The organism is Amycolatopsis rhizosphaerae (assembly GCF_007713715.1).
Taxonomy (GTDB): domain Bacteria; phylum Actinomycetota; class Actinomycetes; order Mycobacteriales; family Pseudonocardiaceae; genus Amycolatopsis_E; species Amycolatopsis_E rhizosphaerae.
The window spans coordinates 1-11741 of the sequence record NZ_VJWX01000211.1; the positions used below are offsets into that span (position 1 = coordinate 1).

Below are 11741 nucleotides of genomic sequence, written 5' to 3' on the forward strand. Positions count from 1 at the left end.
GGGCGGCCGTGTCGCGATCGAGACCGACTCGTTCCAGGGCGGTGGCTACCGCGGAGCGCCGCTGCGTCCGGTCCATGGACGCGCGATGGGCCAGCAGGGGCTCCTCGAGGGACTGGCCGACAGTGCGGGCCGGGTTGAGGGAGCCGTGGGGGTTCTGGAAGACGACTTGGAGGTGTTGGGTGAGTTGGCGACGGCGGCTTGGTGCCGCCGAGGTGATCTCCTCACCGGCGAAGCGGATGCTGCCGGCGCTGGGCGTTACGAGACCGAGCACGGCGTTGCCGAGTGTGCTCTTACCCGATCCGCTTTCACCGACCACGCTCAGCGTCTCGCCCGTGGCGAGGGTGAGGTCCAGTCCATCGACGGCGGTGAACGGCCGTCGCCGGTGGCCACGCCGATAGACGACGGTGAGGCCGCGGATCTCCAGCAGCGGTTCGGTGGACGTCATCGGTGCTCCATCCGCTCGACTCTGATGCATCGTGAGAGGTGTCGCGGCGCGGCCGGTGTGAGAGCGATCGGACCTTCGCCGCAGGCCGGCTGAGCGAGCGCACATCGAGGTTGGAAGTGGCAACCCTCCGGCCAGTGGCCGGGCCGGGGCACAGCGCCCGGGATCGACGGCAGCGGCTGATCCCTTGGCGCCCGGTGCGGGTTGGCGGCCAGCAGGGCCGCGGTATAGGGGTGGCGTGGCCGGGCGTACAGCTCCTCCACGCTCGCGCTTTCCACGACCTGACCGGCGTACATGACCACAGCCCGATCACAGACGTCGGCCAGTACGCCCCAATCGTGGGTGATCAGCATGAGGGCCATGCCGAGGCGGTGCTGCAGGTCGCGCAGCAGGGCGAGGATTTCGGCCTGCACAGTGACATCCAGCGCGGTGGTCGGTTCGTCGGCGATGAGCACCTTGGGGCGCGCGGCCAGTGCCATGGCGATGCAGACCCGCTGCGCCATGCCTCCGGAGAGTTCACCAGGCCGGCGCCGCAGCACGCCTCGGGGGTCGGGCAGTTGGACCAGACGCAGGAGTCGTTCGGCCTCGGCGTCGGCCTGTCGGCGCCGCTGGGGGTGGTGACGACGGATGACCTCACGCAGTTGGCTTCCAATGGTGAACGTCGGATCCAGACTGTTCGCCGGGTCCTGCGAGATGAACGCGATACCGCTGCCGCGGACGCGGCCGAGTTCCTTGTCGCTGAGTGCGGTCAGCTCCTTGCCCTCGAAGGTGATGCTTCCGGCTGCGACGTCGGCACCCGCCGGGAGCAGCCCCAACACGGCCTTTGCGGTGACGCTCTTCCCACAACCGGATTCGCCCACGATGCCCACCGCCTCGCCCGCGGCGAGGACGAAGCCGACGTCCTGTACCAGTGGCGAGCCCCCCAACGTCACGGTGAGCCCGTCCACCCGCAGGATTGGTGTGTCCGCCGCCGACACCGACGACACCGGCGGCGCAGACGGTGTGGCCTTGGGGCCTCTGCGCCGCCGACGCGACAGCGGCGCCACCGCGACCGATCTGCTCGTCGTGGCATCGCGCACCGCGTCGCCGATCAGCCCGAACGCCATCACGGTGAGGATCAGCGCCCCGCCGGTCGGAACCAGTAGCCAGGTGGTGCGGCTCATCGCGTTGGAGGCCTCGGCAACCATGTTTCCCCAGCTCGGTCCGCGGGTGTCCGGCCGGGTCAGGCCGAGAAACGACAACCCGCTTTCGGCCAGCAACGCGGTGGCGCAGAACAGAGAGGTCTGCACGATGATCGGCCCGGCGACGCGGGGAAGAACATGACGGCGCAGGATCGCGCCCGTGCGAAGGCCGGACAGTCGCGCGGCCTTCACGTACAACTCGCCCCGGATCGCCAAAGTGGAACCACGGACGATGCGCAGCAGGCCGGGACAGCCGATGACGCCCAGCGCGATCATCGTCGCGACATCGTCGCCCGGGAACACCGCGACGACCATCAGCAGGACGATAATCCCGGGAACGGCGAGCACGAGGTCGGCGAAACGCACTACAACGCGGTCCAGCCAGGCTCCGCGGTAACCGGCCACGACGCCCAGTGGTACGCCGAGGGCCAGGAACACCGCGGTGGCGATGGCGACGTCGAGCAGCGTGACCTGGGTGCCGAACAGCAGGCGGCTGAGCACATCGCGCCCCAGTCGATCGGTGCCCAGCCAGTGGGCGCCGGACGGTCCGCTCAACACGCTTGAGAGATCCTGGTACTGCGGATCGCCGGGCGCGATCAGTGGCGCCACCAAGGCCGCCAGGACCAGAGCGGCCAGGCACAACCCGGCGACCGCGGCGACCGGGTACCGGGCGATGGCAGTCCACAGAGGCCGCCGCGCGCCGGCACGCACGGGTTGGGAGCCGGCCACGCCATCGGTGCCGGCCGGTACGATCGCCGTCATGCCGCACGCACCTTCGGGTTCAGCAAGCGGTAGGAGATGTCGACCAGCAGGTTGACCACGACCACCACCAGGGTGAAGTAGAACGCGACTCCCTCGACCATGGGCAGGTTGTGCGTGCTGCTTGCCGTAACCGCTTGCTGTCCCAGGCCAGGTACCGCGAACACGCTCTCGACCAGCACGGTTCCCCCAAGCAGGCTGACGAACATCAAGCCGAGCAGGGTCACAACCGGTATCGCGGCATTACGCAGCGCGTGCTTGAAGATGATTGACCGCAAGGGAATCCCGTGTGCCCGCAGCGCCACCACGAAGCCGCGGGTGAGGACGTCGGCCATGGCGTCGCGGGTCTGCCGCGCGATGAACGCCGTGCCGCCCGCGGACAAGGTGAGCACCGGAAGGACGAGACCGCGCAACCATTCCCCGGGATCGTCGGCGAACGACACGTACCCCGTGGCCGGGAAGATCGGGAACTGGACGGCGAAGACTTCGACCAGGACGAGGGCCAACCAGAAGTTCGGCGCCGCCAGCCCCAGCAGGGACACACCATCGACCAGTCTCCCGGACAGGCCGCCACGCACGGCACTGTAGACACCCAGGCCCACCCCGGCGATCCCGGACACCACGACCGTGCCGACAATGATCGACAGGCTGATGGCCAGACGCCCGTTGAGGGCCTCGGCGATCGGCTGCCCGCTGAACAGGTCGGTGCCGAGGCTGCCGTGGAGCAACCCGTCAAGCCAGTGCCAGTACTGCACGGGCAACGGCTGGTCGATGCCGAGTGCGTGCCGTAACTGCAAGTACTGCTCCGGCGTGTAGCTGGTGGTTTGGCCCGAGAGGATCGCCTTGGCGGCATCACCCGGCGCCAGCGTGCTGAGCAGGAAGGTCAGCACGGTCACCACGAACAGCAAAGCAGCAGAGGAACCCAGCCAACGTGCGGTTGCCCGGATCATGTGCGCCTCCTTCTCGCGGGTATGCGGTATCGGGCCGGGGCGGGCGGCTTCGTCCGCCCCGGCCCGGCGTTGTCAAGCGGCGGGCTGGATCTCGTAAACCGACACCAGAGGGGCACGTGGCGAAACGGATGTTCCGGTCACCTTCTTGGTCGCGTAGAACGGCAGACCGGTGGCGACGACCGGCACGAACCACGCCTGGCGCACCAGCCACGTCTCCACCTGGCGATCGGCGGAGTCCTTGGCGTCACCGGTCGCCTTCGCCGATTCGTCGAAGAGCGCCTGCAACTGCGGATCGGCGACGTGGAACGGGTTGAACAACGCCGACGGCAGGAACAGGGACGGTCCCTCCGTCCAGATCGGCTGCTGCCCGAAGATTGTCATGAAGCTGGGATAGTTCGGCGCGAAGGCCTCCGAGGTGTACTGGTTGGAGTTGGCGCGGTCGGTGATCTGCAACGTGACACCGATCTTCTGCCACTGCTGGGCCAGCGCCTGTGCGACCAGGTTCATCGACTGGTAGTCGGCGGTGACGATCGGCAGTGGGAATCCGTTGGGGTAGCCGGCCTGTGCGAGCAGGTCCTTGGCCTTGTCCGGCTGGTAGGGGTAGGCGTTGTCGAGCGCGCTGTCGTAGCCGTACCCGCCCGGAACGGTGAGCTGGGAGGTCGCACGCCCGCCGTCGGGGAACAGCGCGGAGGCGATGGCCTGCCGGTCGGTGGCGTAGTTCAACGCTTGCCGCACCCTCACGTCCGCGAGTGGCTTGGCCATGGTCCCGCCACGATCGGCCAAGGTGACGCCGGTCCACAGCAGCGGGGTCGAGGTGACGGTCAGCCCTGCCTGCCTGGCGGCCGATACCGTACTGGCATCACCAACCGCGAAGTCGGCCTGCCCCGTCTTCATCGCGTTGAGCGTCGCCTCCGGGTTGGTGATCGCGCGGACCACCACCCGCTTCCAGTGCACCGCGGCCTTGTCGTAGTAGTTCGGGTTCTGCACGAACGTGTAGTGATCACCGGCGACCGTCTGGGCCGGGTCAAGCTGGTAGGGGCCGGCTCCGAACGTCTGGGTCCCCAGTTTCGCGGTGTCCCGCAAACCCGCCGGACTGATGACGCCGCCGACAACGTCGTCCTGAGTCAGCAGCGTCGGCAGATCGGGGTTGGGCTTGGCCGTTGTGATCACCACGGTCAGCGGGCCGGACGCGCTGAACGTGGCGTCGGCGAACATCGGCGCGAACTGCCCTCCCTGCTTGACCACGTACCCGAAGTGGTCGACGACGCCCTGCGCGGTCAGCGGTGAGCCATCGGAAAACGTCACCCCGTCCCGCAACCGCAGTTCCAGCCTCGTGTTGTCGTTGCCGTCGTACTTCCACGAGGTGGCCAGCCCCGGCGCCAGACCGCCGTCCGACCGCCGCACGATCAGAGGTTCATACGCCAGCGCCTGGTACAGCGAATTGTTCTGCACCGCCTTCGCCGGATCCAGCGTCTGCGGCACCGAGGCGTACGCGATCGTGAGCGTCTCTCCCACACGGCCGCTGGGTTTGGGCTGACGGCTCCGGTCGTCTCCCGCCGACGCGCAACCGGCCAGCGCGACGATCAACGCGATGGCCGTCGCGGCGGCAACCGGCCGACGCGACGGCACCGACAGGCGCCCGCGGGTGCCACCGCACCATCCCTTGAGTCCAGGCACATCTCCTCCTGCTCCGCCAGAGTGCGCGACTTCGACGTCGCCTTGGTCGACGCGACCCGACTCGAAACCGCGGTTTGTGTGAGACAGGAAACTCCCCCGAAACATAGATGTCAAGAGTCAATCGAAGCACTTTGATGCACTTCAGATGGGGTTTCCAAGGTTGGTCAAACATCTTCGCCGAAGCACTTGACAAGTGCTCGTGGAAGCGTTCGAATGACCGGGTGACGCCACCGCCCACTCGACTGCGGGTCGGTGAGGGACCCAGGCGTCGACACCAGGAGTTGCCGCAGCGCAACGAACGTCGAGGAGTGTCGTGACCAGCGTGAAGCTTGCGCCCGCCGTCCAGCAGTTGATCAGTGAGATGCCACGGGGGGTTCCCGGGCACCTGTCACCAGCGGAGCAGCGGGAATACCTTCATCTCCTGAGCGACCTCGCGTTTCACCGGTACGGGATGCCCGGCCCCGAGGTGCACTCGGTGACCGAGCACGAGGTGCCCGTCGCCGGGGGCCGTATCTTCATGCGGGTCTACCGGCCGTCGGCCGACAAGGGGCTACCCGGGCACATCAGCCTGCACGGCGGAGGCTGGAAGTCCGGGTCGGTGACCGAACGGACGGTGGACGCCATCTGCAGACGCCGTTGCCGAGACGCCGACTGCATCGTGTTCAGCGTCGAATACCGTCTGGCACCCGAGCACCGGTTTCCCGTCCCACTGGACGACTGCTACGCGGCGCTGCTGTGGACGGTCGAGCACGCCGGGGAACTCGGCCTCGATGCGGACAACCTGTCGATCGGCGGCTCCTCCGCCGGCGCGAACCTCGCCGCCGCGGTCGCCCTGCGCTGCCGGGACGAGGACGGTCCCGGCCTGGTGTTCCAACTCCTGGAGGTTCCGGCACTGGACCTCACCCGTGAGATTGCGAAAGCGACGCTGGCGTCCGGCGTACTGCCCGACGTGCCGCAGCCGACCATGGCGGACGCGACCGACACCTACCTGGCCGACCGCGGCGAGGCCGGCAATCCGCTCGCCTCGCCGCTCCTGGCCCCGGATCTCAGCGGGTTGCCGCCGGCACATGTGATGACGGCCGAGTACGACGTATTGCGCACCGAGGGTGAGCGGTACGCCCAGCGCCTTGCCGCGGCCGGGGTGCCCGTCACCCACGAGCGCTATCCCGGGGCACTACACGGCACGGCGCTGCTCACCCGCAGCTGGGACGAAGCGAGGCGTTGGCAATGCGACGCCGGCGCGGCCCTGCACCGGGCACATTGGATACCCGGCAAATAGCACGCTGCACTTCGTCCAGATGACGGCCACGACCCGGCGAGCCCCAACGGCACCAGGACTAGCCTGGCCAGCGTGCGCGGACTGCCGCACGGAGAGGAGCCACCAGGGTGCCCATTGACCACGCCACCATCTACGACGTCGCCAACCGAGCCGGCGTGAGCATCTCGACTGTCTCGCTCACTCTCAACCGCCCTCACCGCGTCAATGCCACCACCCGTCAACGGGTCCTCGATGCCATCGAGGAACTCGGTTACGTGCCCAAAGAGACAGCGATGGCGCGCGCACGGAAAACGGTCGGCCGCGTCGGCGTCCTCGCACCATTCAGCTCATACGATTCCTACAGTCGCCGCCTGAAGGGAATTCTTCGAGAGGCCAAGGACGATGCCACCGAAATCGTGATCTACGACCAGGAATCGGCAGCGTCGGCCGCATCGCCGTTCCTCAGCGCGCTCCCCGTGACCCGGCGCCTCGACGGCGTCATCATCATGGGGCTGCCGCTGGAGGACCAACTGGCCGAACGACTGCTCAGCCAGGGCCTGCCCACCGTGCTCGTCGACAGCACGCGCCCCGAACTCGACTCCATCACCGTCGATGACCACGCTGCGGGCTACCTCGTCGGGAAGCACCTCGTGGACACCGGCCGCCGCTCATTCGCCTACATCTCCGAAGCGCAACGCTCGGACGCCTTCCTCTCCCCGGGGCAGATGCGCCGAAGTGGACTCCGCCGGGCAGCGGCCGACGCCGGCGTCAATCCCGACCAGGTCCGGCACGTCATCACTCCCAACAACATCGCCGGCGGCAAAGCCGCCGTGGAACGGTTGGTTCAGGAAAATCGTCTACCCGACGCGATCTTCGCCCACCAGGACGCTCTCGCGGCAGGAGTTCTACTCGAATGCAAGAAACAGGGAATCCAGGTGCCCGAGGACATGGCCGTAGTCGGATTCGACGACGGCGAACTCGCCGAGTCTCTTGAGATGACAACCATCCGCCAGCCACTCGAAAAATCCGGGCAGCTCGGTTTCCGGCATCTTCGTGAAGCGCTTGCCGGAAAGGGTGGACCAGCCCGGCATGTCACGCTGAACGTGGAGCTCGTCATACGTGGAACCACCTGATCAGCCGACGAAGCCACGCCACCAAGACTCATCACGGCCAGCGGTCTCGAAGGCCTCGACGCCGGCCAGAACGTGCGAGGTAAAAGGTTCGGGGAGACGGACGTCGTGGTCTTCCACGTAATGCTTGAGTCCCTCCGGCCATACGTACTTCCCATCGCTCAGCTCGAGCGCACCGTTGGCCCGGCCGCACACCCGGCACGGGGAAAAGCCCATGCAGGCTCTCACGACGAAGCCTCGGCCGAGATAGTCCACGACCTGGTCGCGCTCATCGGCGTCCCAGGACGGGTCTACGAAATCCTCCGGGGAGGGCCAGCGGTCATCCGCCGTCCATCCTCGCCCCGCCTGCGGCCGCCAGTACCCGATCAGAATCAGTTCGGATCGAACCATCGCTGCCAAGAGTCCCTTGTTCGTGGTCCTGAGATTTGTGAACCTTACCGGCGGCTGGCACCCGTATCGCGAAGCCCGGCGGTGATGCGAGCCACATCCTCCTCCTCGCGCGCTCGAAACCATCGGGTTGCCGGCCGGAAGACCAGGAACACCGCACCCACCCAGAGCAGGACGAGGACCGTCGGGCCGGCCGGCAACACCCACCAAGCGCCGTTCGCCAACCCGATCAGGAATCCAACAGGGACGAACAGGGTCGCACCGGCCAGCACGCCCCCCGCCACAATACGGGCAATCCACCACAGCACACTCCGCCATGCCGACGGGAAGAGGAGAAGCGCCATGCCCGCCCATGCCACGGTCAGGATCGTGGGCGTGCCGAGCAGGGCCGACCAGCTCAGAAGCGGACCGTAGTCAGCGCCGTTGATCAGCACGAGCAGGACGAGAACGCCACCAAACAGCGTCGCGGCGCTCAGAGCCACCACGAGGAGGAAGCGCGCGAACCACCAAAGCGTCTCCACGACCTCATTATCCACTCAATCCCCAAACCTCGGAATACCGACCTCTAATGCCAGAATCAACGGGAGGAAAAACACGTTCCGGGAATGCTCGCGTGAAGTCCGGTAGAGAGGAATCACCCCACCAGGACCACCCGCGCCCACGCAGGTGGTGTGTCCGGCCGGTAGTTGGGATCGTCCTCGATCCGGGAACGGGCCGGGCCCTGGCGGGGAAACAACCCCACTACCGTCCGGCATGGTGGTCGCGTGCCGGGCCAGGGCGTGTGTCCATCGGTCAGGGCCACGATGACGTCCGGACGCGGGTTCGCGCGGAGGGCTTTGGCGAACCCCGAGCGCAGATCGGTACCGCCGCCGCCCACCAGTGCGATTCCCTCGGCACGGCACAGCGGGTGTGCGACGTGGGCGGCGGCGTCGCAGGACAGCACCGTGACGAGATCACGCCCGCCGCCCGTGGCGCGGCCGATCGCGACGACTTCGACGATCGCGCTGCCCAACTCGGCATCGCTCACCGACCCCGAGGTGTCGATGATCACGAACACCCGGGGCGGGCGGCGCCGCAGACTCGGCAGTACGACTCCCGGCAGACAGGGAGACCTGCGCGAGGGCCGGCCGTAGGTGTAGTCCTCACCCGCGCCAGGGCCGGAGATCGCGGAACGGAGCGCCGCTCCCAGCAGTTCCCGCCAGGGCTGCGGCGGATGAAACACCTCTTGCGCCCACCGTTGCCAGCCCTTCGGGGCGTTCCCTTGGCGGGCGTTGATGCCCTGTGCCACCCGGAACCGGACGGCGTCTCGTTCCTGCGCGCTGAGGCCGTGCGCACCGTCCGGTCCCAGGTCCCATTCCCGCTCCAGCCCGTCGGCGCCACTGCCGCAGTCCAGCCAGGCCAGGCCATCGGTGTGCGGCCCCAGGCGGAACTGGCGCAGGTAGTCCTCCATGAGTTGTCCCTCGGGCAATCTGAGCAGCGCTGGTTGGACGGCCCCCTCCGGCGGTACCAGCCCCTCTCCGAAGATGTCGTCGTTGATCTCGCAGTCCGCGGCGATGTTCATCCGCAACCGCTCCCCCGGCCCGGTCAGCCCGTGCTTCACCGCGAACCGGTCGCTGCGCCCATGGTGGTCGCGCAGCAGGTGGGAGACCTCGTGCACCCATACCCCGGCCAACTCCTCCAAGGGGGTTCGATCCACGAAAGCCGGCGAGACGTAGCAGCGCCAGTGCCGGTCCACGGCCATGGTCGGCACTCGCCGCGATTCCACCGTATGCAGGGCGAACAGCGCCGTCGCCAGATAAGGCCGGCTTCGGACCGCGTGCAACCGGGCGGCGAAGAGCTTCTCCTCGTCAAGCATTCCCGGCGTCATCGGCCGGTCCCCGCGCCTGCCGCGGTTCGTGCTCCGGCTCGGTCCGCCCGCTGCGACAGCGACACCACCCCGGCCAGCCGCTCGATCGCCTCCGGAACCTGCCAGTCGTCGCGGCGCAGCGCGGCGAGCGTGGCCGCCGGTACGACCACCAGGTCCGGGGCTCCGGTTTCCAGTGCCAGGGCCAGCAGGGTCCACGCCGCGTTCCAACGGGACCGCTCCGGTCGCCTGCGCACCGCCTCCACCACGCCGTCGAGCACTGTCCGGCGCAGGTCGCCGCGCTCGGGAAGGACGACCGCCGCCGGGTCCGCCAGCAGCACCTCGGGGTCCGGCAGGTCCATCCGGTCCAAGGCGGCCAGCAACTCCAGCCCAGGACCGTCTCCGACGGTGCCCCGCACCAACATCGACAGCACCTCCCGGGAGGTGCCCGCCGCGCCGGCGAAAGCGATCAGGCGCAGTGCCATTTCCCAGCTGCGCGGTGAGGGCCACGGACCGCCGCGGTTCGCTTCGTTCTTCGGCAGTTGATGCACCAGACCGGGGCGGGCGGCGAGGAGTCCGCACACCGCCCGGCGGGCGAAGGTCACCGCCTCGTGCAGCCGCCCCGGGTCCAGCCGTGGCAGCGTTGCCCGCGGCCACGTCCCGCCCAGCCCGCGGACCACGACCTCGTGGTCGAAGGTCCACTGTAGATGGACGAACCGGTTGGCCAGTGGTGAGCTCAGTTCCCAGCCGTCGGCCGCCGAGGAGCGCGGGTTGGCGGCGGCCACGATCCGGACCGCGGAGGGAAGCCGCAGAGCGCCGACGCGGCGTTCAAGCACGAGACGCAGCAGCGCGGCCTGGACGGCCGGCGGTGCGGTGGACAGCTCATCCAGGAACAGGAGCCCTCGCCCGGCCCGGACCAGGCGCACGGCCCAGTCCGGCGGGGCCAGGGGAACACCCTGCACCGCGGGATCGTCACCGACCACCGGCAGACCGGAGAAATCGGCGGGCTCGTGCACGCTGGCGATCACCGTGGTCAGCGGCAGGCCGAGGGCTTCGGCAAGTTGGGTCAGGGCAGCGGTCTTGCCGATCCCCGGCTCTCCCCACAGCAGCACGGGCAAGTCGGCGGACACCGCCAGTGCCAAGGCGTCCAGCTGCGGGTCCGGACGCGGCTCGGTGGTCGTGTCGTGGAGCAGGGCAAGCAGATCGGCGGCGATGTCGAGCGGCCGGGCGGGGGCCGCTTCCGAAGGAACATCCATGGCGGTGGACGGAGCGGATACGGGCATGTTCGATCACCTTGGGGTCGAGTAGGAACGAAAGGACGGGGTTTTCGAGGATCAGCGGAAAGTCGCGTGCCGCGGGTGGGTCCGGACATCGCGGCGGCGGCGAACGTCCCGGATGGACGGAACCGGTCCGAGGCCGAGGAGTCCGGCTCGATAAAGGCCCTGAGCGAACCGGCGGCGCACCGCCGTCTCCAACTCCTCGCGCAATGCGCCGTCGCGCAGGAGAACATCCGGTCCAAGCAGAGCTTCGACCGCAGCCACGGCACCGGCGGCGTCGCCGTGGTCCAGATGGGCGCGAACGTCCACAAGGGACCCCGGGCGCCGGTGCGCCTCGTCGATCGCCCGCAGACAGGGCAGCGCGGTACCGCCCAATGCGACCAGCAGTTCCTCGCGGCGGATCTCGTCCGGGTCGTGGTCCAGCGGGACAAGCACCCCGTTCACCACGCCGAGCCGGTGCCTGGCGCCTCGGCAGTCGACGAGGCGCGCATTCCCTGAGTCGTCCGGATTTCCTGACGCACCGGCCGGGCGACGGTCCGGTACGAGTGCCGACGCGACAAGCGGATGCAGCCGTTCCGCGTCGATCAACCCTGTGCGGAGCAACTCCAGATCAGGTAGTACCCAGGTCGCCGCGTCCGGCAGGACCGGCCACGCACGAGCGCGAACTCTCGCGGGAACGGCCGCGATCCTCGGCCAGGACGGCCCGGCCGCCTCCCCTTGGCCGCCCAGGTCCAGCACCAGCCTGCGACGGGTACCGAGCCGCACGGTGACGAGGCTGCCCGCCCGCCCCTCCGCGCGCAGCAGCAGCGCCGCCTCGGCGCCCCATCGGTCCACGGC

At 68.6% G+C, this 11741-nt stretch carries 10 protein-coding genes and 1 pseudogene; 2 read left to right on the plus strand and 9 right to left on the minus strand.

Annotation, left to right across the window (positions count from 1 at the left end; translation table 11 throughout):
- From FNH05_RS20485 to FNH05_RS20500, 4 genes are all read right to left on the minus strand, one after another.
- Positions 1 to 445 (minus strand): ATP-binding cassette domain-containing protein (locus FNH05_RS20485; protein ID WP_144590326.1); only part of this gene is annotated, 445 nt, incomplete at its 3' end.
- Positions 442 to 2385, minus strand: a complete 1944-nt coding sequence (locus FNH05_RS20490; RefSeq protein ID WP_144590327.1) for a dipeptide/oligopeptide/nickel ABC transporter permease/ATP-binding protein — start codon at positions 2383 to 2385, stop codon at positions 442 to 444. The genes FNH05_RS20490 and FNH05_RS20485, both read right to left, overlap by 4 nt.
- Entirely contained in the window at positions 2382 to 3332 is a 951-nt protein-coding gene (locus tag FNH05_RS20495; RefSeq protein WP_144590328.1) for an ABC transporter permease, read from the minus strand. The genes FNH05_RS20490 and FNH05_RS20495 overlap by 4 nt, the downstream gene beginning before the upstream one ends.
- A 72-nt stretch (positions 3333 to 3404) precedes the next feature.
- On the minus strand, positions 3405 to 5009 hold the full coding sequence (locus FNH05_RS20500; protein ID WP_186382650.1) for an ABC transporter substrate-binding protein: 1605 nt from the start codon (positions 5007 to 5009) through the stop codon (positions 3405 to 3407).
- Positions 5010 to 5322: 313 nt separating this feature from the next.
- On the opposite strand from FNH05_RS20500, the gene FNH05_RS20505 reads away from it, so the two are divergent.
- Positions 5323 to 6288: an alpha/beta hydrolase gene (locus FNH05_RS20505; RefSeq protein ID WP_144590330.1), complete on the plus strand. Its 966-nt coding sequence runs from the start codon at positions 5323 to 5325 to the stop codon at positions 6286 to 6288.
- Positions 6289 to 6395: 107 nt separating this feature from the next.
- A complete protein-coding gene (locus tag FNH05_RS20510; RefSeq protein ID WP_144590331.1) occupies positions 6396 to 7400 on the plus strand; it encodes a LacI family DNA-binding transcriptional regulator in 1005 nt (334 codons plus the stop codon).
- Here the strand turns inward: FNH05_RS20510 and FNH05_RS20515 are convergent, their stop codons facing one another.
- The 5 genes and pseudogenes from FNH05_RS20515 to FNH05_RS20535 form a co-directional block, all read right to left on the minus strand.
- On the minus strand, positions 7401 to 7787 hold the full coding sequence (locus FNH05_RS20515) for a hypothetical protein (RefSeq protein WP_144590332.1): 387 nt from the start codon (positions 7785 to 7787) through the stop codon (positions 7401 to 7403). It abuts the gene before it with no gap.
- A 44-nt stretch (positions 7788 to 7831) separates the two neighbouring features.
- Positions 7832 to 8305, minus strand: coding sequence for a hypothetical protein (locus tag FNH05_RS20520; RefSeq protein WP_144590333.1), 474 nt, complete (start codon positions 8303 to 8305; stop codon positions 7832 to 7834).
- 113 nt (positions 8306 to 8418) lie between these two features.
- Positions 8419 to 9651: a vWA domain-containing protein gene (locus FNH05_RS20525; RefSeq protein ID WP_144590334.1), complete on the minus strand. Its 1233-nt coding sequence runs from the start codon at positions 9649 to 9651 to the stop codon at positions 8419 to 8421.
- A complete protein-coding gene (locus tag FNH05_RS20530) occupies positions 9648 to 10910 on the minus strand; it encodes an AAA family ATPase (RefSeq protein ID WP_246127857.1) in 1263 nt (420 codons plus the stop codon). The genes FNH05_RS20525 and FNH05_RS20530 overlap by 4 nt, the downstream gene beginning before the upstream one ends.
- Positions 10911 to 10961: 51 nt before the next feature.
- Positions 10962 to 11741: pseudogene (locus FNH05_RS20535) on the minus strand (hypothetical protein); the annotation flags it as partial.

Coding starts and splice junctions, on each gene's coding strand:
- FNH05_RS20490 (WP_144590327.1), bottom strand. CDS start 2,385: ATGACGGCGATCGTACCGGCCGGCACCGATGGCGTGGCCGGCTCCCAA.
- FNH05_RS20495 (WP_144590328.1), bottom strand. CDS start 3,332: ATGATCCGGGCAACCGCACGTTGGCTGGGTTCCTCTGCTGCTTTGCTG.
- FNH05_RS20515 (WP_144590332.1), bottom strand. CDS start 7,787: ATGGTTCGATCCGAACTGATTCTGATCGGGTACTGGCGGCCGCAGGCG.
- FNH05_RS20525 (WP_144590334.1), bottom strand. CDS start 9,651: ATGACGCCGGGAATGCTTGACGAGGAGAAGCTCTTCGCCGCCCGGTTG.
- FNH05_RS20530 (WP_246127857.1), bottom strand. CDS start 10,910: ATGCCCGTATCCGCTCCGTCCACCGCCATGGATGTTCCTTCGGAAGCG.